We start from the raw sequence: 21,963 nt of genomic DNA, 5'->3' as shown, positions 1-21,963 counted from the left end.
AACCGCATTCCTTAAATTATTAGAGAGTTAGGCAAAAATCAAGCCTTCTCTTAGGCTTGCGAATCAAGCATCTTTGGTTAAGAGCAAATATTTCTTTGAAAGACTAATCAACAAAGTAAGATGAAGCAGGAGTAGTAGGTTCTTTCCCATTATTGGTTTGCACATAGTCTCCATATAGGACATTATTTAAATCGCCATTGCTAACTTGAACTTGCCATACTTGGACATGCTCTCCTGCGGGGACTGTTACATCGATTTCTTCTGTGGTAGTATTGGAAACTTGCCATGTAGAAGAATTGGTTTGAGTTACAGATCCGCCATATTTGGCAGAAAGAGAAATTTGTTCTTTGATTGTATTAGATCCAATTCCAGCACTTGCTTCGCTCGACTCTGATTCTGTAATACTCCAATTAGCTTCGAGTGTAGTAGTAGCGGCAGTACTATATCCTTGTGTATGAGATTTTGTGTATTTAATTGTCACTGGTTCTGTTCCAGTCGTATTATCATAGCCTACTATCTCCACCCACTGTGAGTCTGACGAACCATAAACACTTGAAACTCCCCCTGGCATAAATGTAATGAGGCTAGAACCAACCCTCTTTGTAGTCCACGGTTTTATCTCCTCTAGGCTACTCGTATATTTAACTACAAGTCCTTGACTTGGATCCATTGTTAAAACATTGTAGTAATCGCCATCTCCGTACATTGCAATAGGATTTAAATCTGCGAGATCACTACGAAGGGTCTTTTGGGTAGGTTGTTTCCCATAAGAGCTGCCTGTCCAATATATGCCCTTGGTTAAGTTAACAGAATAAAAACCAGCATTGCGTACAAAATAGTGGTCTCCACCCTGATAATCTGCATGAAGGTCATGGACCCCTGACATGCCTTGTCCAGTACTCATATTCGTTACAACCCAGTATGTTGTCTCATCTATTGCGTACTTCCGATAGGTTCCGTCATCATTATAGCCGGCATATGCCTGTGCCCTCATGCTGTGGAACATAACATCCGTTTCTGGTTTTACTTCCGTAAGTGACGTACATTTCATAAAATAAGACGTGGATTCATCAATATCATTTCTAACGATGTAGATATCACTACCTGTTCTTAACATGTCCCACCCTGATTTTCCAGCCGATGCTGAATGGGGTACAATTGGGTTGTTTTTTGCTGTATCTCGTATCATAATTATTATGTTTGATTTTATCTACTCTATAATGGATTTTCGATTGCCCCATTTAGTTCTCACTAAACAATCAAGCTACAACCAAAAGTAATTAAACCTTTCATTGCATTCAATAGGTATTTATACGTATTTACCTGATTATGTGAATATTAAATTCAGAAATTGTTAAATGACATGCACATATAGAATAGTTTCTAACAATTGCTCACCATGATCTGAGCAGTTAGAATGTTTTAACTGTATTCTATTATCTATTTCGGTCAATTGAATTATACGTTGCATCTGTGAAAAAAGACCTTTATTAATAAAAAATAATAATTCACATTGACTTCGTCTTAATAATCCGAAGCATTCCCGAAGATTGGGAATAAAAAATCCCATCAAAATGATGGGAGTCCCGCAAAGTCACAAAAAGTAAAACCCACTCAAATTGAGTGGGTTTTCTATCGCTCCCCCTATTAGTTCATTATCGAACCTCAACTTTCTATTATTTAAAGACTTAACTAAAAACACACAACCTTCTTGAGCTCGAACCACATCCCTTTTTGTAGGGGTTTTCTTATTTTTTGCGACTTTTCCAAATCACGAAATATCTTTTATACTAGCTATTACAGTAGTTTTAGATATTGAAAGTAGACGTGAAGTTGCTCTTATAGTAGGGGCTATTTTGGTTATACTAATTCTTATGTAAGGATAAACTCTTTTTACTACATTTTGTAATTAGCAATATTTGACTAGTAAAACATAAGCTTTTGCTATAACTTTTTTGTCAAATCACATTAAAAAATGTTTAAATCTTTTATTATGAAAAAAAAAATTTCTTTATTAGTATTATTATCGCTAACCTTTTGTCTAGAAGCGCAAACAACAATTACACATTCAGTTTCACAAACTATTGTGCCTAACAATACTTATGCTTGTCCTACAGAACCTACAGCATATCGTAGAGTTTTTGATTTAGTGAATGATTTTGGAATAACTGATGAGTTTGAAATTACTCAATTACAATTTGGTGTCGAAACCTCGGAAGTAGGTAATGACGTTTTATTACGCCTTTTTACTTCAGATGGACTTAATCCATTAACATCTAATTTAACTCAAATATATGGTGGAATACAAGCTACTGTAGATGGTGAGGTGGCAACACATACTTTATCTAGTCCAAGAACTGTTCCTGCTAATTCTATTCTTGTATTACAATTAGATGATTCTGTAGATGGTATTGTTTTCAAAATTGGTTCTAATCAAGATGGTGAAACTTCGCCTTCTTGGGTACTTTCAAATACATGCGGTAGTAATACTGTAGGAGCTTTTGGATTTACAAATCACTATGTCATGAATATTATAGGTAACGAAACTTTATCCGTTGACGAGAATTCTCTTGAAAAGATATCTGTATACCCAAATCCTACGACTAATATACTAAACATAAAGAATCCACTTGGGGAAGAAGTTAAGAAAGCAAAAATCTATGATTTACAGGGAAGAGATACAGGTCTTAGTTTAGAAAATGAAAGTTTTAATGTTTCAAGTCTCTCAAAAGGTCTATATATAGTCTCTATTCAAACATCGAATGCTCATTATACAAGTAAATTGATTAAGCAATAGGGATTTGATTAATTTATAAAAAACTTGTTAGTTTGAGCTAAATCTGAGCAGAAAATAAACAAGCTTGATTTTCAAGAATAAAATCATTAATATAAGCTACTTAGTGGTCTAAAATTAGACTTGGATGATTTTTGTTGCAAGTCCAGTATATTATTGATAAATATATTTGCTCTAAAGATAAAAACATAGTATTTAATTTTAGCTCTTCTTAGGCTCGAACCAAGTAGTTTACTTCAAACCTTCATTATTTATGAGGATTAACAAACCTTTCATATCTAGGTTATCCCCATTATAATGATAAATTTTGTGATTTATCGAACCGCAAGAAACTCCATTGAATACAATAAAAAAAGCCACTTTTTCAAGTGGCTTGTCTAATATGGCTCCCCCTATTAGCTCTATATCGAACCGCAATATTCTATTTTTCAAATACTTAACTGTAAAAAAGACCCTCTCCTAGGCTCGAACCAATGCTTCATTTGTAAGCTTTTTCATACGTTGGCCTTCTTAAAATTGGTATAAACAGATTCTGACGTGAAAAATATAACCATAATGTAATAACAACTTATTATATTATCTGCTTCTTAATTATTTTTATATATCATAAAAAATAAAATGTTTTAAACTTTTTATACTAATTTTAACCAGTAAATAGTAGTTCATTTTATTCTAGTAGTAGGTTCTCAGCATACAAAATATTTGAAAAAAGTAATCAGCATATTTCTATTGATTTGCCTAATTGTTCCAGTTGCGGGAACATTTAGCTGGTTACACTATCAAAAAAGAACAATCCGTAAGCAAATCAAACACGAAATAATTGCGGGTATTGACAAGCAAGAATTGGTATTATTAACTTTCACCCAAGAAGAGATCAAGACTAAATTGAAATGGAAACATTCTAAAGAATTTGAGTACAATGGTCAAATGTATGACATCGTTGAAACCCAAATTGATAAGGGAGTTGTAAAGTACTGGTGTTGGTGGGATCATAAAGAAACCAAACTCAATAAGCAATTAGATAAACTTTTAGCAAATTTCTTAGGCAGTGATAGGCAAAATAAAGAAACTAAAATTCGATTTACTGCCTTTTATCATTCACTTTACTTCGTCAAATATAAACCTTGGAATGTAGTTGATTTTGTTATAAAGCCTGCCAAGAACACCACTTATTTATCCTTCGTTTATACTCCATTATATTTTCCCCCTCCTACGCCACCCCCTCAATTTTCAAGTTAACATACTTATTTTATTTCTAAACCTACTCTTATTCAATAAATAAGAGCTTAGGCTGTTGCACCTATTTTTAGGTGCTCAATTTGTTTAACTTAAATTTTCTACAATGAAAAATATAATTTTATTGTGGTTATTTTTGGGATTGGCTGGTATTGCCTATTCCCAAACAATAATCATTAAAGATCAGCAATCCAATCTTCCTTTGGAAATGGCAACGCTGATAAGTACAAACCCTAAGGTATATGCCGCCACAAACGCAGATGGAGAAGCCAACATAGCAGCTTTTAAAGAATCTGAAGCAATTGAGATTCGCACCTTAGGTTATAAGACAATACTAAAAAGCTATTCTGAATTAAAATCGAATAACTTCAAAGTTTTTCTTGAAGCATCTAATCTGAATCTGAATGAAATTGTGGTTTCTGCCACACGCTGGAAACAGGTTTCTGATAATGTACCTTCAAAAATTATTTCAATTTCTCCTAAAGATATCGCATTTCAAAATCCGCAATCGGCTGCAGATTTATTGAGTATTTCTGGAAAAGTATATATTCAGAAAAGTCAACAAGGTGGTGGAAGCCCTATGATTAGGGGTTTTGCTACGAATAGACTTTTGTATACTGTGGATGGTGTACGTATGAACACAGCCATTTTTAGAGGAGGCAACTTACAAAACGTACTAAATATCGATCCATTTGCCACAGAGCGTGCAGAAGTTCTTTTTGGTCCAGGTTCAGTTATCTATGGTAGCGATGCTATTGGCGGAGTAATGAGTTTTCAAACGTTAACACCCCAATTATCAATTACAGATAAACCACTCATTTCCGGGAAAGGAATTACACGCTATTCTTCTGCCAATAACGAAAAGACAGGTCATTTTGATGTTAACTTCGGGTGGAAAAAATGGGCGTTTGTTACAAGTTTTAGTTCTTGGGATTTTGATCATTTAAAACAAGGGAGCAACGGTCCAGATGATTACATAAAACCATACTATGTACAAAGACAAGACAGTATAGACAGAGTGATTACACAAGATAATCCCTTGTTACAAATTCCGTCTGCATATTCGCAAATGAACGTGATGCAAAAGGTGCGTTATAAGCCTAATGAAAAATGGAATTTCCAATATGGTTTCCATTATTCTGAAACTTCACCTTACGGAAGGTACGACCGGCACAACCGTATAAAAAAAGGAACAGCACGCTATGCCGAATGGAATTACGGCCCCCAAAAATGGATGATGAACAATCTGAATATTGAGCATACCGGGAAGAATGCCGTTTATGATCAAGTTACCCTACGTCTAGCACACCAATCGTTTGAAGAAAGCAGGATAAACAGATCGCTGAATAAGGATAAACGTACTACTAAAATAGAAGAGGTAAAGGCCTATTCCGTCAACTTGGATTTCAACAAAGCTATTGGCGAAAAAAATACGCTGTACTATGGTCTGGAATACGTTTATAACGATGTAAACTCAAGTAGTATTTTAAATGATATTGGTACAAACGAAGAAAAGTTAGGTCCTTCGCGATACCCTAACGCAAGTTGGAACTCTATTGCGGCCTATGTACACAACGTGCTTAAGCTTTCGGACAAGTTTTCATTGCAAGGTGGTTTGCGGTATAATCAGTTTAGTTTGGATGCTGATTTCACCAATAACCTCGCCTTTTATCCATTTCCCTTTACAACTGCAACTATAAACAATAGTGCGGTAACTGGAAGTTTGGGTGCGGTATATCGCCCTACAGAGAGTTGGGTAATTAGCGGAAATTTTGGAACAGCTTTTCGTTCTCCTAATGTGGATGACATTGGGAAGGTATTCGACTCTGAGCCAGGAGCAGTAACAGTTCCTAATCCAGATTTACAAGCAGAATATGCGTATAATTTTGATGTAGGTCTTGCCAAGGTTTTTGGAGATTTCCTTAAAATTGATGCTACGGGTTATTATACCATTTTAAAAAATGCATTGGTACGTAGGGATTTTCAACTCAATGGTCAAGACATGATACTTTATGATGGAGAAATGAGCCAGGTACAGGCAATTCAAAATGCTGCAGAAGCGAATGTTTATGGAATTCAGACGGGAGTTGAAGTAAAGCTTCCATCGGGGTTCAGCTTTTCTTCAGACCTTAACTATCAAGTAGGGGAAGAGGAGCTAGATAATGGGGAGAAAAGTGCTTCGCGTCATGCAGCACCTCTCTTCGGAATTTCACGTCTTACTCTTAAAACCAACGATTTAATTTTACAGTTTTACGCGACCTATCAAGGCAAACGCAAGTTTGAGGACTTAGCAGTTTCAGAACAAGGGAAGGATGAGATTTATGCCAAAGATATGGACGGGAATAATTATTCTCCCTCTTGGTACACTTTAAACATAAAAAGCATGTATAACCTAACGGAATCTTTTGCAATAAATGCAGGTATAGAGAATCTTACGGATCAACGTTATCGCCCTTACAGTTCGGGGATTTCAGCCCCTGGAAGAAACTTTATTCTCTCGTTAAGAGCAAATTTCTAATTTTCTAACCTACGGCTTATCGTTCTGTCTTTACAAGCGGTAAGCTGTTTTTATTTCAGTTTTATGAACAGAAGAAAACATGCGCTTCTTTTAAGAAGAACACGCAGAATACACCGAAAAATGGGAATAATCTTGTTTTTACTTTTTACCGTTATTTCATTAAGTGGCTTACTTTTAGGATGGAAGAAAAACAGTAATGGAATAATCTTACCTAAATCATACCAAGGTTCCTCCGTAAATCTTCAAGATTGGTTGTCGTTCGATAAACTCCATAGCATAGCTTGTATTACTTTGCACGATTCTATTGATAGTAGCCTATCTCTTGAATTAGAACGAATTGATGCGAGACCCCAAAAGGGTATGGTAAAGTTTGTCTTTATAGATCATTATTGGGGAATTCAGGTAGATGGTGCCACTGGTAAAGTATTACACATAGAACGGAGACACTCAGACATTGTTGAAAATATCCACGATGGCTCTATCCTTGACTATATATTCGACACTAAAGGCGAAGTATTCAAGTTAATTTACACCTCGATTATGGGTTTATCATTGCTAACATTTACAGTTTCTGGATTTTGGTTATGGTACGGCCCAAAAGTCATGCGAAAAAGAAGCAAAAGAGCTTCAAAGAAGTCTTTTGGACAATTAAATATACCAACACCAGAAATGAGCTTAGCCGAATTAGATGTTTTTTATAAACAAACCGTTTGTAAACTTTCTAAAGACGTTAGGAAGCAATATTGTGAAAATTTAATTAGTCGCTTGAAAGGTGATCTAGAAATGACAAACAGTATGTCTGAAATTAAGACTATAAAGAATTATGCTTACGCTGCAGAAAAGGAATTAGAATTAATTGAGAGTAAAAATTCGGAGTAACACTCCTCCTGGGTCTCCCGTAGATAAATTCCTACGTCACTTGCTCAGGACAGGCTTCTCTCTCAATTTTTTTCATGAAAAAACCCACTCATATTGAGTGGGTTTCGCCGTTTTTGCCCCCCTGCAGTCTCTATGATCCTTTTAAAATAGACTGTCCCATATAAGGGAAGTCTATGAAAATGAGATAAGTACAAAACACAATGGCTATATTCTTGTAATTAATATAGCTTTGCTCTATAAAAATTAGAGCATGAAAAGAGCTTCCTATGATACATCTATTAAACATATTACACGTCATGGACTCCTCAAAGACATTCTCACCTCTGAACAAATTTCTTTAATCCCAAGTTCTAATATTTCTCGTTGGAAACAAGAACCTGATGATAAGTACAAACATTGTGAATTCAATGAAATTCTTAAACAAGAACTTGACCTCATTAAACGAGTAAATCAGTCATCTAAGATTAAAAGAATAAACCAAAGCTATTTTCAACTAGTAGATACCTTCCATCAGGTTATAACGAATATAAAAGGTGTTAAAACGATTATTAAGGATCAAAAGGAGTTGGTGGTCAATGCTATTGAAAAGATAAAAGATGTTGTTCCTATTGATATGGCTCTTAAAGTCTTCAATATTTCCAGAACTACTTTTCATCATTATAAATCTATTGTTATTCACAAGTGTGAAGCTTCATATTTCCAGTGGTGTAGTAAACGCTATTCAAATCAGTTATTGTCAAAGGAAGTACTAACCATTAAGAAATATCTGACAGATGACAGGTATAGACATTGGTCTAAGGTTTCAATCTATCTAAAAGCCATGCGGGAGGGTGATATGCAGTGTTGTATTTCTACATTTTACAAATACTGTCGTTTACTTGGATATAACAGCCGTCGTTTTAAACGAAAGTCTGATTCATATAATCCAGTTAAAACAATACGCCCTAACCAACTCTGGTGTGCTGATGTGGCTATTTTTAAAACTTCGGATGGAGTCAAACACTACATTCATTTCTTAATGGATCATTATTCAAAAATGATTCTTGGTTATAGGGTAGGGAAGAGTAGTTCTGCTCACTCGATAAAAGAGTTGTTAGAGTGTGCCAATAGAAAATATCAGCCTACAAGCGTACAACTTTTAACCGACGGAGGCAGTGAGAATGTAAATACAACGGTTTCTCATTATCTAAGCTCACTAACCACACCTATCAAACATCTGATTGCTCAGAAAGACGTAGTGTTTTCAAACTCGATGGTAGAAGCATTGAACAAGGTCGTTAAACATCAGTTTCTATATCATAGAGGCCTAGAGGGAAGAGCAGTGTTAGAAAAAACACTTACAGAAATCATCCCGATTTACAATACTGAACGTCCTCAATGGAGTTTAGGAGGTAATACACCTTTTGAAACTCATAATGGTGCCCAGATCAATCTTAACAGGTATAAAAATAGGATTTAAAGAACAAGAAGTGTTGAGAATATCTCAAAACAAAGAAAATACATGCAAAGTCTGTCATTAAAGGAAATCAGTAATTGCAACAATCCCTATAACTCACTTACTTCGAACACTTTCCCTTATATGGGACAGTCTATTTCAAAAGCATCGTAGAGATAGCAGGGGAAAAAGTTATCGAACCGCTTTTGTCGATGAACTGATCTCGCTCATCCTTAGTAAACATAAGCCTTTCCGAAGATTGAAAATAAAAACTCCCCGTCTAAAAGACGGGGAGTCAAGTAAAGCTCCTCCTCTTGGGCTCGAACCACACCCCTATTTGTAGGGATTTTCTTATTCTTGCAGCTTTTTCAAATCACTAAAGACCTTTTATAATGAAGTATAAATGCCACCATTCTTATATTAAAATATGTCACGCACTTGGGGTTGAAAAACAATTGATCTCTCGTGAGTTTCTTGCTTCTATTTCTCCTTCTACTGCATACTATTGGAAATCCGATTCCGTAGATAAATATCTTGGTGGGGAATTTTCAAAAACCGTGGTACATTTCATTAACGAATCTCACGTTGATATCGACAAAAAGATTGCACTTAAAGATGTTACCTTTTCCAACTTGGTGGTGGAAGGGAACTTCCGTATTATGAAACAATCCTACTTTAGAAGAAGAACCATTCTTTCTGAAACGATGCAAAAAGAGATGGACTTCTTTGTAGAGGATTACAACAATCGCCACCCTCACTATATCCACGAGATTTACACTCCTAATGAGATACACGAGAATCCAAAACTCAAAAACATTAGACCCATTATTAAGAAATCACTCAAAGACCGAATTGCGTCCAGTAAGTAACGAAACTGCATTAAAAGGTGCTAATTGAGCATTTATATCATTAATTCAAAGAACTTTTTAATTCAATTCGATTAAAAACTGAATTGAAATCAAAATTAATATTTCAAAAATACTTTCAATGACCAAAAGTTGGCAATTTGAAAGCGTGCTATTTAACTTCTAAGCGTATTCGAAATTTCGAATGTGTTAGTACAGAAAGTTTTATCTTCCATAGCCTTAGTATTTACTGTACTTCCCGCTATTTTCAATTTCTTTATTTCTATGTTATTTATCATTTTCATTCAATAGAGGGAGCCCCGCTACAAACCATATACAAACTCATTGTGTAACATATTAACCCACCTAAGAAAGATTGCATAATTTTAGACAATTTGAGAACAAAACTATATAGCTCTAGAAGAAAGTTTTAGAAAGTTTAACTGTAAAACCCACGTTATCCGTAACAGGCAATCGTGGAGACAACCTACCTCTATCATTATTTATGTTATGATTATAAACCACATAAAGGTTTGTTGCTTCATTTGGCGTATATCTAAACCTGATATTCCAACCAATCTTCTCTTCTCTTGTATCATATTGTACAAACGTATTTAAAAATGAACTTGAAGAAAAAGATAATTTAAACTTAGCAAACCAAAGATCCGTTTTTACCTTTTTATCACCATTAAGGCTATACTGTTCTGGGAAACTAAATCGGTTTAATCTAAACCCTACTTCACTTTGAAAATTTTTACTAAAGTCATAATTAACCCTTCCATTGGCACTCGTTTGTGTTCCTCCATAAAATTCACCAAATTCTAGTCCTCCAGAAAGCTTATAGATTTTGGCCTCACCAGTAGAGAAAAAAGGTTCTGCTTTCCACATGGAATAATTGCCAGCGGGAATCTCTATGTTATCTGAAAAACTCCAGGCCGAAAACAGATGATCGGTTTGATATATTGGCGCAAACATTCCAAAGCTATACCCAGATTTAAAGCCTACAGAAAAGTATATATTGGTTTGAAAGAATTCTGGTTTGTTAGTTGACGACATCCAATATCTTGTAAGCCAATTCCCTATAGATAACCGTCTTAAAAAAGAATGATTGCTATACACTTTTCTCCAGCCGTGATTTAACGTTAATCTTTTAGTATCAGGTCTTGAGACAAACCCTAGTTCTGGATTAAACCCATCATTATAATCTCTATATCTATATTCTACACCAAAACCATTAGACTTAAATGTGTTTATTAAAGCGCCATAGGTCGTCTTCCATTTACCCAAAAACTTATCAAAAGTAGATGCCAAAGTAAACAGGGTCAATATATTTTGTTTAACTCTTATGCTTCCATCTAAAGCCAACAAATAATTGTAATCGTTGGAAGACAGTTTTGACGTTCCTAAAAACCCAATATAAGATCCTAACTGCCCAATATTATGTTTTAATCTTAATACGCTTAAGTTTTCGGAAGGAAGTCGGTTTTCAACCTTATTGGTTTGCATAGCTAAAAATCCATATTGAAGTCGGTTTTTATTTCCCACATATCGTATACCACCAATTATTGGAACCGTTTCACCAGCTTGAATTCCAATTCTTCTTGAATGAAAAAGACGATGGTTAAACTGATTTGAATTGAACAAGTCTGCATTCTCTAGGAAAAACAACCTCTTTTCAGGGAAAAATACAGGAAATCGCGTTACGTTAATTATTCTATCGTCGGCTTCAACCTGAGCAAAATCCGTATTCAATGTAATATCTAAAGTTTGATTTGTATTGGGTTTATACTTTATATCCAACCCTATGTTGCTTGCTATTTTATCAAGTATCTGATTCTTAAAAAATCCTTTTTCTTCAAATATTTGCGATTCATTTTCATATGCATTTCCCAGTTCATTTAAACTGTTAAAACCAATTGCTCCACCCTTAACATAAGGCGTAACAAACAAGGGTTTGTACTTTGGCAAATCTCTTAAAACGACTTCGTATGCATTTAAATATTGAAAAATTACAGGTTCTCGTTCAATATTATTTAAAGGAGAAATTATTCTTTCATTATTGTATTTATACTTTACCACAGCTTTTATTCGCATGATGTTTTTAGGGGCTTGATCGTATCTTAAGGATGCAAAAGGAATTCTCATTTCCATAGTCCATCCATTTGGAACTTTAACGGTTTTGACATCCCAAAATGTGTTCCAAGATGTATTGGTCTCTTGTCCATTTCTACTTACTTCATAGTCATACCTTGTCCCCAGAGCATTAGTACTAAATACCAAACTATTGATATGATCATTGTAGCTATCTATATGAATCTCCACAAAATCATCCCTATCCAATGGGATATCCCGTTCCATAACTCTGGCAAATTGCTTTTTAGAATCGTTATACACTATGTTGGCTCCTACATACAAATATGTATTATCATAAGTGACCCGAATCACTGGGTTTTCTGTAGACTTTTCTCCCAAATTTGGTTCAAACTGTTTAAACTGAGATAGCGTAAATGCGTTTTCCCACACTTGTTCATCTATATAACCGTCAAAGTTTATAGCACTTGTTAATTTATTAAGTTCAAATTGGGGATTCTGAGAAAGCATTGTACAAATAAAAAATAAGGAAATAAATACAGCTAAATAGTTTCGCATAGACGTTGAAATTTTCCAACTAAAATCGTAAACCCCTTTAATTGCTTATACTATTTTAAGGATTAAGCAGCGAATGAACACTTTTTTGGTAACCAAAACCTATACCGATATCGATTTTAACATCTCTTTAAGGGCTTTTATATAGGTTCTGCTGACAGGCTGTGAATTTCCATCTTTCATTAATACAACTAAACCTTTATTGATTGATTGATTTAATTCCTCCAGATAATTTATATTAATAATAGCCGATCGATGGATTCTAATAAACTCCGAATCTGGTAAAACTTCAATTATGCTTTTTAATGTGCGACGTAGCAAAAATTTTCCCTGATCTGTATGAAAATTGATATAGTAGCCTTCAGCAGAAATCCAATAAATGTTGGTGCTTTTTAAAAGCATACTTTTAGTGCCTCTCTTTACTTGTATAGTAAAGTCATTCTGTTCTTTTTCAGTACTACTATTCACAAGATTTTTTTCTGACCCTGAGAAGTAGATAGAAATCACTAATAACAAAACAAAATCTATTAGACTCCAAAAAATAAAAAAATAAGGGAACACACCATAATTCTCATTTGGAAAACCCAAATACGGACTAAAATTACTGCTATATATCATAAACCAATACCAATGTAAGCAGATTATTAGTGCATAACATCCTCCAAGTAATGTGTATCTTTTAAAAATATTAAGCTTTGAAATTTTTTGCCGAGTAACTTTAATAAAAAAAGTAAATCCTAGCCAAGGCGACCATATCATTAATTGCCAAATGAAAGCTTGCAAGTAACTCACATTTAATTTTCTTGGCGATTCTCTCCAATAAATTAACCACGCTGTAAGAGATGAGAATAATGCTATAAAAATTACAGCTTTTAAAATGCCATTGACATTTTTTACTCTAGAAACTAAAAAAATGTAAATCCCATTCGCCATTTTAATTATATATGCAGGAATGTGTTAAGCTCATAGCCAAACTAGTCTTTTTGAAATAAACCTAATCTATTCAAAGATAATAATTAACCTTTGAAATTAGTGTTAAGTCTTAAGACTACACATTCTATCAAGAGGAAAATCCTCTAACAAATATTAGAAACTAACATGGTATAATTAATGACATGGAAAAATAAAAAATATTATACAACAACATGTGTAATTAATTATTCATTATGCTTGTACTCGGAAAATCCTGCAGATTTCTCTAATGGTTTGTTTTCTTTTATTAACTTAGACCTAGTCAACACAAATAAATATAGACAAACACGTTTTGTATAATGCGACAACCGACAAAATGCATTTAAGAACTATGGAAAGAACAATTCATTTTATTGGAGCAAAATGTACAAAAGAAGAGATGTTTAATGCTATTTCACAACCATCTGGACTTAATAAGTGGTGGGCATCAAAATCTGAAGGAATTGTTGAATTAGGAGAAACATTGTATTTGACTTTTGATAACTTGACAACCTTAAAATTTCGATATGACGAGATTATTCTCAATGAAAAACTTATATTAACTTGTTTTGATAGTTTCAAATCTTGGGATAAAACTCAACTTGTTTTTGAAATAACAGAGAAGGATAATCAAGTTTTTTTAACGCATACGCATCAAAATATCAACCCCCAAGATATTGAGTCTTTAATTTACTTCTCTTCTAAATGGACTATATACTTATTAAGTTTAAAACAATATTTGGAAACAAGTATAGGGACTCCATATCCAAATGAAATAAAATTATATCATGGAGATTAATACTAAACGCTCCAACTTGTATATTTAATTGCTAGTTCTATGTATACTCGGAAAATGCATAGTATTTTCCTCTGGTTCGTTTTCTTTTAGTAACTTACCTTCAACACAACTAGCCTTACACGTACACGTTAGTGTTAATTTTTGCAATAATTGCTCTATTCAATAACTTAACGCAATAAATCTAAATAAATAGATTTGTTATAATAAGGAGTAATGTTATGTGGCTTGCGTCTAAATATTACTCTAAATTTGAGTCATAAAATCGATAACTGATGTACCAATTTTTGTTCATTAGCTTAGAGCCTCCTGTCTTCCAATCACTTGAATTTACTGAAGGAGTAACCATTTTACAATTGTTTGGTAGTAAAATTAGATCTGCCATTTCGTTAAGGGTTAGTAAAATGACAATGCTGAAGATTAATTTAGAAAAACCTCCCAGACCAAATGTGGTGCGGTCTGGGGGTTTTGCTCCTCCTCTTGGGCTCGAACCAAGGACCCTCTGATTAACAGTCAGATGCTCTAACCAACTGAGCTAAGGAGGAAGGTGTTTTTCGCTTTAGCGGATGCAAATATAATTTATTTTCTATGCGCTACAAAAAAGAATCTGTTTTTTTTACTACCCTACAATTGCCCTGTAAATATCGTTTCCATTGGCAAATAGTACCAATGCAATTAGTAAAAAGAATCCTACCATTTGTGCATACTCCATAAATTTATCATTAGGCTTACGGCCACTCACCATCTCATATAATAAAAACATTACATGGCCGCCATCCAATGCAGGAATAGGAAGGACATTCATAAATGCTAAAATAATGGAAATTAGTGCTGTTGTCTGCCAGAAACTAAGCCAGTTCCAGGTATCCGGGAAAAGATTTCCAATCGCCCCAAAACCACCTACTTGTGACGCTCCCTTCTTTGTGAATACATATTTGAACTGTTTTACGTAATCCTTTAAAATGTTGTATCCATAGCCTACTCCACCGGTTATACTTTCAAACAGAGAATATTCTATATGCGTTGTTTCACTAAAATTATTAACTCCAACAATTCCATCTTCATTAGGAGTGACGGTAAGTGTTTTTAATTGGCCCTCTCTTGAAACAACAACCGTACTTTCGTTTTCTATATCCTTTCTAATACTTGCAGTAAATTCATGCCAGTATCTAATATTCTCTCCATTTACCGAAACCAAACTATCTCCTATTTTAAATCCTGCCGCTGCAGCCGGAAAATCAGCACGCACGGTGTCTACAATTGGATTACGGCGTTCCATAAAAGGTGTTAACATATCCTTCTTAAACATTTCAGTTCCAATATCTTCAGGAATTGATAACGTTTCAATAGTATTATTTGCATGTTTAACTTCGATTGAAGTAACATCACGTAAAAAAAGATATTTGTTGATGTCCTTTACATTTTCGAAATCTTCTCCATTTACTTTTAAGATCTGATCTCCGTCCTGAAAACCATATTGTTTAAATTCCTCTGCAATAGCAAAACCCTGTGGTAAATTTTCGTTAGTGACAATATTTCTTCCGTAGAAATAAAGAATACTGGAGTAGATCACAAAACCTACAATAATATTCACCGTTACTCCTCCCAGCATAATGATCAAACGCTGCCATGCCGGTTTACTTCTAAATTCCCAAGGCTGTGGAGGTTGTGCCATTTGTTCTTTATCCATACTCTCATCTATCATTCCGGAAATCTTCACATAGCCTCCCAAAGGCAACCAGCCAATACCATAAACAGTGTCACCTATTTTCTTTTTCACCAATGCAAATTTCACATCAAAAAAGAGGAAGAATTTCTCTACACGTGTTTTAAAGATCTTGGCAGGAATAAAATGCCCCAGCTCATGAAGAACAATTAATATAGATAAGCTTAGCAATAACTGAAGTGCTTTTACAGCAAATGGACTCATAGTCATTAAAATTAAGGCACAAAAGTACTCTTTTATAGGTTGCTAAAAAAATTTTATGAGTTCCTTAATATAATTGAGGATACTCTTTATCTATTATTGATAAAGAGTATCCTCAACCTGATAAAAATCATTGTTGTTTTACAACATTATTTCTTCACAAGTGTTCTTTGTAAAGTTCCTTTATCTGTTTCAAATCTAACAAAATGTAATCCGGATGTCAATCCTTCGACAGATATAACCTCTTGAACTTCCGGCGTCATAACCTTTCTTCCCAATACGTCATAAACCTCAATTTTATAAAGGGTAAGATCGTTAGGTTTTTTAATCTGAAATTTTGTTTCAGTCGGATTTGGGAAAATTATAAAGTCAGATGCAAATACATTTTCATTAACTCCTAATACTGTATTGTTTCTGGTAATCAAATGGAAATCCGGATCAACAACGATAATTCCAATATCAAAAGCTATATTTAAAACAAACTCCTGGCCATTGGTTGTATGGTCCAGAAGGAAATCTACTTCTTCTCCACCTATCCCGTACACCCGAATGGGAACCGCTGCTTCAAAAAATGATACTGAACCATTACTTTGTGATTGATTTGCAGTGATGCTTATTTCCGTAGCATTTTGACGGTACCATTCTAATTGATAACTGGGGTATCCTTCTCCATAGATCCAATCATCAAAAAATTCTTCCAGATCTTCTCCACTTGCATTTTCCATTTTTGAAATAAAATCCGGAGTTTTCGCATATCCATACGAGTAGTTTGTATCACTTAGATATTCCTGAATCCCCTGATAGAATGTTGCATCTCCTAATTTTCTTCGAAGCATATGTAGCACCATTGAAGGTTTGTTATAACTAAGCCTGCTACTAAATATTCTTCCTACGGTAGTTGTATCTTGAGCAGGGATATATACAGAACCATTTGGCTGTGAAGTAATATTGTCAACTCTACCTTGTCTCCAAGACCTAAAACCAGCATCTCCGTCAAAATCTTCTATTACCAAGCCGGCTAAATAGGTAGCAAATCCTTCATTTAACCATATATCCTGCCAGCTACCGCAGGTTACTTTATTACCAAACCATTGATGCGCTAATTCGTGAGCGATCAATGATCTGGAAAAACTTCCCATAAAAGAAACTGTGGTATGTTCCATTCCACCTCCCCAGCCAAATTGTGCATGCCCATATTTTTCATTTGCATATGGATATTCTTCAAATAAGTCTGAAAACAAATCCATTATATCTACAGTAACTCCTGTACTTGCCTGAGCAATAGATAAATCTTCGGGATATACGTAATTAACAATATCGAAGGGGTTTCCGTTATTAGGAACCGTATGCGAGTATATTTCATAATTAGTAACCGCAATCGCTATTAAATATGCAGGGATTGGGTATTTGTGATTAAAATGTGTTGTCTTATCGTTTCCATTGATCACCTGACTTTGCTCCAGACCATTAGTAGCCAACATATATTCTTCATTAGAAGCATTATAACGAGGAGTGGTCACATAAATATCTATTTCATCGATCTTATCATTGAGGTCTTGCTTACAGGGCCACCATCCTTTGGCTCCAAAAGGTTCGGATAAAGTCCATATAATTGGGTCTCCATTATGAGTGGATTGTTCGAAGGATCCAAAACCGGAGCTTATCGGATTTCCCGAATAGCTAATGGTCAACGAGTCTAAAACTCCTGTATTTTGAACTTGTGGTAAAGTAATGACCACTTCGTCATCACTGTTTTGTACAAAAGATAATGTGTTCCCCCTTTGTAGTACCTGAGAAACAGTCATATTATCTGAAAGTTCAAAAGTAATTTCGTTCAGGTCTTCTTTTGCTTCAAAATACGAGGTTATATCTCCAGATATAAAAGCAACACCTGGATCTACAGATAATTCTAATCTGTGGTACTTTAGATCGTAATTACCTGTATTCAGATTTCTTGTTCCCTGCATAATTTTTAATGCAGCTTTTGTTTCAGATTCAATGATCGATGAAAAATCATCACTGGTATTGATCTGTGCACTTGTAATAATAGTAATTAATACAAATACAAGGGATGCTATCTTTTTCATAATTAATAGTTTGGTAGTTTTTTCTTGTCTAACAAAACTACAAAACAAATGACATTGTTATGTAACATATGTAGCGTAAATTTGCCCTTACTTATTATAATTTTGAATTATGCTACGCTTTTTTGCAAAATATAAGTTTCTAGGGATTGTATTATTGGTTCTTTCAGTGATTATAATTACTATCATTTATCAAATATTAAACCCCAATCGAGTGCTTCCTGTCTATCAACCTGCAGAAGTAAATGCCGAAATGGTTGACAGCTCCCTTCAGCATGTGAAAAAATATCACACCATTGCAGATTTTTCGTTGATAAACCAAAACGGGAAAGCTATTACTCAAAAGGCCTATGAAGACAAAATTTACGTAGCAGACTTCTTTTTTACAACCTGCCAGACTATTTGCCCTATTATGACAGGTCATATGGCAGAAATTCAAGAACAACTTAAAAATGACGCTGAAGTTATGTTGCTTTCACATACTGTAACTCCCGAAATAGACTCTGTAGCACAATTAAAAAAATACGCTTTGGAAAAAGGAGTTAACGATTCTAAATGGAACCTGGTTACCGGTGACAAAAAAGAGATATATGATCTTGCACGTAAATCCTACCTGGCAGCTAAGGACAATCCCTATACTCCCAACGACCTCATCCATACCGAAAACTTTGTTTTGATAGACACAAAAAAACGCATTCGGGGTTTTTATGATGGTACGGACCCTAAAGCCATTGAACAGCTTCTGGAGGATATCAAAATTCTGAAAGAAGAGGAATAAAATTTTTAAACTGAAATGTTTTCCAAGCTCCCTTTTTTCTGTTACTTTTGTCTTGTTTAAAATCAATCTAAATAATATCAATGCTAACTATTGCATCATTGAAGAAAGGGCAGCGCGCAATTATCAAAGAATTTTCTGTAGATGTAGTGCCTTTAAAGTTATTGGAAATGGGCTGCCTGCCTGGCAATGAAGTGCTATTGGTGCAAACTGCCCCTTTTCAAGACCCGTTGTATCTTAACGTTAATGGAAGCCATCTTGCCATAAGAAAAGAGACAGCAGCACAGATTGAAATAGAATTAGTAGACTAGCGATGGCAAAACAAATTAATGTTGCACTTATAGGAAACCCCAATACCGGTAAAACTTCTGTTTTTAACAGACTTACCGGGCTTAATCAAAAAGTAGGGAATTATCCGGGCATCACTGTTGAAAAAAAGCAAGGAATCTGCAGACTTCCTCGGGGAGTTAAAGCTCACATTTTAGACCTTCCAGGCACTTACAGCCTAAATGCATCTTCATTAGATGAAAACCTTGTGATTGAGTTATTGCTCAATAAAAATGATAAGGATTTTCCAGATGTAGCCATTGTTGTTACCGAAATTGAAAACCTAAAAAGGAATCTCTTACTTTTTACTCAAATTAAAGATCTGGGGATTCCAACCATTCTTGCCATTAATATGGCAGACAGAATGAAACGTAAAGCTATTTCCTTAGACGTGGAAAAACTGGAAATGACTTTGGAAACTAAAATTGCCCTAATTAGTTCCCGAAAAAATGAAGGCTTCGAACAACTTAAAGAATACATCACAAATTATAATGTGTTATCTACAAAGCCTTGTGTAAATGCTTCGGTAATTTCTCCGGAATATTTTGACAGACTGCGAAAAGCATTTCCCAGCCAAGACTTGTATAAGCTTTGGCTTGTCATAACACAGGATGTTAACTTCGGAAAATTGGACCGAAAAGAAATGCAAGGTGTTGCAACTTTTCAAACCGAGTCTAAAAGCAATCTTAAGCGATTGCAGCAAAAGGAAACCATTGCACGCTACCAATTTATAAATAATGCATTAAAGGGTACTCTAAAAATTGATACTGCAAATGCTAAAGATCTGCGAAGTCGTTTCGATAGGGTGCTAACACATAAAGTTTGGGGGTATTTTATTTTCTTCGGAATATTATTGCTCATATTTCAAGCCATTTTTGATTGGAGTAGTTACCCTATGGATTTTATCGATACTTCTTTTGCTTCATTAAGTGAGTGGCTAAAAAATACACTTCCTCCCGGTGATTTTACAAGCCTTATTGCCGAGGGTGTCGTCCCCGGATTAGGTGGGATTGTAATATTCATTCCACAGATCGCATTTTTATTTTTATTCATTTCCATCTTAGAAGAAACTGGCTATATGAGCCGGGTTGTTTTTTTGATGGATCGAGTCATGCGGCGGTTTGGGCTAAGTGGGAAAAGTGTGGTCCCTTTAGTTTCAGGAACCGCTTGTGCAATACCGGCAATTATGGCTACCCGAAATATTGAAAACTGGAAAGAGCGTCTTATTACTATTCTGGTAACACCATTTACTACATGTTCGGCAAGGCTTCCGGTGTATTTAATCATTATTGCTTTAGTAATTCCTGAACAACGCATTTTGGGAGTTTTTAGTTTACAGGGATTAACACTCATGTTTTTGTATCTGTTGGGGTTTGCTTCTGCTATTTTTTCGGCATACTTATTAAATAAAGTTTTAAAGATCAGAAGCAAAACATTCTTTGTTATTGAAATGCCCAACTATAAATTACCAATGATTAAGAATGTTATCATTACCGTAATTGAAAAAACCAAATCATTTGTTTTAGGTGCCGGTAAGATCATTCTGGCAATTTCAATTATACTATGGGTTTTAGCATCGTATGGCCCGGGAGATTTTAACAATGCCGAAGCAATCGTAAAACAAGAAGCCATTTCAGAAGATCTTTCCGAAGAAGCACTTGAAACCAGAATAGCTTCGTATAAACTTGAACATTCCTATATAGGTATTCTGGGAAGAGCTATTGAACCTGCTGTGAAACCGTTGGGATATGATTGGAAGATAGGTATTGCAATTGTCAGTTCATTTGCAGCACGAGAGGTGTTTGTAGGGACGCTTGCAACTATTTATAGTGTTGGTAGTGAAGAAGAAGAAACTATTAAAAATAGAATGGCAGCAGAAGTAAATCCGGTATTAGGAACGCCTCTATTTAACTTTGCAAGCGGTGTATCACTATTACTATTCTATGCTTTTGCCATGCAGTGTATGAGTACATTGGCTATTGTAAGAAAAGAAACCAATAGTTGGAAATGGCCATTATGGCAATTATTTGCAATGAGTGCTATTGCTTATATAGTAGCCTTAGGTGCCTATCAGTTTTTAAAATAATATATTTACAGTATGCAAACAGTATTAGTATTTATCACCTTTTGTTTAGCTACAGGCTATTTACTTAAGAAATTTGTATGGAATCCTATCTTTGAAGCGCGGAATAAAACTTCCCGCACACTGGATGGCGACAAAACCAAGTGTGGCAACAAAGACTGTGGTTGCCATTAAATCTTATTGGTTTATTTCTGAAACTAAAAGTGCATAGTTCCGTTCTCTATTATCTTTACTATTTGGATAAGGAGCTACCATTATCCCTTCAAGTAAATACCCCCCTGAAGCATATAAAGTAGTATCATTCGATTCTCCGGGTCTTATTTGACCAAATAAAAGTTCCTTTTTTTGAACAGCTGCTCCTTTCAGTTTTATTTCAACTAGTATCCTAACTCTCCCTGCCCAGATACAAACCACATTTTCCGGGCAACGTGAATCTTCAAGTACTTCATTAAATTTTATCGTTGCATATCCTATTTGTACTGTCTCTCCCAGTGGAATTCTTATAGTGATCTTAGGGACCTCAACCTCCTGATCATCTTGTGCATTTACCAAAACTGAAAACAGAACAACCGACAAAAAACACAATTTTTTCATTTTGGATTAAATTTAATTTTAAAGGTATCAATTTTTGAACCGAAAATCCTAAAGTTGTTGATTTTGCAGAATT

Annotated in this window: 17 protein-coding genes and 1 tRNA gene; 10 read left to right on the top strand and 8 right to left on the bottom strand. The window is 34.7% G+C overall.

Annotation, left to right across the window (positions count from 1 at the left end; all coding sequences use genetic code 11):
• Positions 1 to 103: 103 nt before the first annotated feature.
• The gene (locus ACY2RT_RS06830; protein WP_490155151.1) at positions 104 to 1,051 is read right to left on the bottom strand and encodes a hypothetical protein; all 948 of its coding nucleotides are present in this window, start codon (positions 1,049 to 1,051) and stop codon (positions 104 to 106) included.
• Between the two features lie 942 nt (positions 1,052 to 1,993).
• On the opposite strand from ACY2RT_RS06830, the gene ACY2RT_RS06825 reads away from it, so the two are divergent.
• The 6 genes from ACY2RT_RS06825 to ACY2RT_RS06800 all read left to right on the top strand — a co-directional run bounded on the left by ACY2RT_RS06825 (position 1,994) and on the right by ACY2RT_RS06800 (position 9,731).
• Positions 1,994 to 2,797, top strand: coding sequence for a T9SS type A sorting domain-containing protein (locus ACY2RT_RS06825; protein ID WP_490155150.1), 804 nt, complete (start codon positions 1,994 to 1,996; stop codon positions 2,795 to 2,797).
• Positions 2,798 to 3,496: 699 nt separating this feature from the next.
• Positions 3,497 to 4,033, top strand: coding sequence for a hypothetical protein (locus ACY2RT_RS06820; protein ID WP_490155149.1), 537 nt, complete (start codon positions 3,497 to 3,499; stop codon positions 4,031 to 4,033).
• A gap of 103 nt (positions 4,034 to 4,136) precedes the next feature.
• Positions 4,137 to 6,548, top strand: coding sequence for a TonB-dependent receptor (locus ACY2RT_RS06815; RefSeq protein WP_490155148.1), 2,412 nt, complete (start codon positions 4,137 to 4,139; stop codon positions 6,546 to 6,548).
• A 63-nt stretch (positions 6,549 to 6,611) separates the two neighbouring features.
• Positions 6,612 to 7,427: a PepSY domain-containing protein gene (locus ACY2RT_RS06810; protein WP_490155147.1), complete on the top strand. Its 816-nt coding sequence runs from the start codon at positions 6,612 to 6,614 to the stop codon at positions 7,425 to 7,427.
• A gap of 250 nt (positions 7,428 to 7,677) precedes the next feature.
• On the top strand, positions 7,678 to 8,886 hold the full coding sequence (locus ACY2RT_RS06805; RefSeq protein ID WP_490155146.1) for a transposase: 1,209 nt from the start codon (positions 7,678 to 7,680) through the stop codon (positions 8,884 to 8,886).
• A 368-nt stretch (positions 8,887 to 9,254) separates the two neighbouring features.
• Entirely contained in the window at positions 9,255 to 9,731 is a 477-nt protein-coding gene (locus tag ACY2RT_RS06800) for a hypothetical protein (RefSeq protein ID WP_490155145.1), read from the top strand.
• Positions 9,732 to 10,124: 393 nt separating this feature from the next.
• On the opposite strand, the gene ACY2RT_RS06795 is transcribed toward ACY2RT_RS06800, so the two are convergent.
• Positions 10,125 to 12,356 (bottom strand): carbohydrate binding family 9 domain-containing protein, encoded by a 2,232-nt coding sequence (locus ACY2RT_RS06795; RefSeq protein ID WP_490155144.1) that lies wholly within the window; start codon positions 12,354 to 12,356, stop codon positions 10,125 to 10,127.
• A gap of 99 nt (positions 12,357 to 12,455) precedes the next feature.
• The gene (locus ACY2RT_RS06790) at positions 12,456 to 13,286 is read right to left on the bottom strand and encodes a LytTR family DNA-binding domain-containing protein (RefSeq protein WP_490155143.1); all 831 of its coding nucleotides are present in this window, start codon (positions 13,284 to 13,286) and stop codon (positions 12,456 to 12,458) included.
• A 370-nt stretch (positions 13,287 to 13,656) separates the two neighbouring features.
• Between ACY2RT_RS06790 and ACY2RT_RS06785 the strand changes: the two genes are divergently transcribed.
• Positions 13,657 to 14,103: an SRPBCC family protein gene (locus ACY2RT_RS06785; protein ID WP_490155142.1), complete on the top strand. Its 447-nt coding sequence runs from the start codon at positions 13,657 to 13,659 to the stop codon at positions 14,101 to 14,103.
• 238 nt (positions 14,104 to 14,341) lie between these two features.
• Here ACY2RT_RS06785 and ACY2RT_RS06780 read toward each other — a convergent pair whose 3' ends face one another.
• The 4 genes from ACY2RT_RS06780 to ACY2RT_RS06765 all read right to left on the bottom strand — a co-directional run bounded on the left by ACY2RT_RS06780 (position 14,342) and on the right by ACY2RT_RS06765 (position 18,114).
• Entirely contained in the window at positions 14,342 to 14,485 is a 144-nt protein-coding gene (locus ACY2RT_RS06780; RefSeq protein WP_490155141.1) for a hypothetical protein, read from the bottom strand.
• 86 nt (positions 14,486 to 14,571) lie between these two features.
• A tRNA-Asn gene (locus ACY2RT_RS06775) sits at positions 14,572 to 14,645 on the bottom strand.
• Between the two features lie 74 nt (positions 14,646 to 14,719).
• Complete coding sequence (gene rseP / locus ACY2RT_RS06770) at positions 14,720 to 16,030, bottom strand: RIP metalloprotease RseP (RefSeq protein WP_490155140.1); 1,311 nt, start codon at positions 16,028 to 16,030, stop codon at positions 14,720 to 14,722.
• A 146-nt stretch (positions 16,031 to 16,176) separates the two neighbouring features.
• Positions 16,177 to 18,114: a M1 family metallopeptidase gene (locus tag ACY2RT_RS06765; protein WP_490155139.1), complete on the bottom strand. Its 1,938-nt coding sequence runs from the start codon at positions 18,112 to 18,114 to the stop codon at positions 16,177 to 16,179.
• A 109-nt stretch (positions 18,115 to 18,223) separates the two neighbouring features.
• On the opposite strand from ACY2RT_RS06765, the gene ACY2RT_RS06760 reads away from it, so the two are divergent.
• From ACY2RT_RS06760 to feoB, 3 genes are all read left to right on the top strand, one after another.
• Positions 18,224 to 18,889, top strand: a complete 666-nt coding sequence (locus ACY2RT_RS06760; protein ID WP_490155138.1) for an SCO family protein — start codon at positions 18,224 to 18,226, stop codon at positions 18,887 to 18,889.
• A gap of 80 nt (positions 18,890 to 18,969) precedes the next feature.
• The gene (locus ACY2RT_RS06755) at positions 18,970 to 19,197 is read left to right on the top strand and encodes a FeoA family protein (RefSeq protein ID WP_490155137.1); all 228 of its coding nucleotides are present in this window, start codon (positions 18,970 to 18,972) and stop codon (positions 19,195 to 19,197) included.
• Between the two features lie 2 nt (positions 19,198 to 19,199).
• The gene (gene feoB / locus ACY2RT_RS06750) at positions 19,200 to 21,299 is read left to right on the top strand and encodes a ferrous iron transport protein B (RefSeq protein ID WP_490155136.1); all 2,100 of its coding nucleotides are present in this window, start codon (positions 19,200 to 19,202) and stop codon (positions 21,297 to 21,299) included.
• Between the two features lie 174 nt (positions 21,300 to 21,473).
• Here feoB and ACY2RT_RS06745 read toward each other — a convergent pair whose 3' ends face one another.
• Positions 21,474 to 21,890, bottom strand: a complete 417-nt coding sequence (locus ACY2RT_RS06745; protein ID WP_490155135.1) for a hypothetical protein — start codon at positions 21,888 to 21,890, stop codon at positions 21,474 to 21,476.
• Between the last annotated feature and the right edge of the window lie 73 nt (positions 21,891 to 21,963).

It is taken from the genome of Ulvibacter sp. 2210JD10-4 (assembly GCF_058148525.1).
The sequence above is the reverse complement of the archived record's forward strand: the minus strand, read 5'-3'. Positions and strand labels throughout refer to the sequence as shown.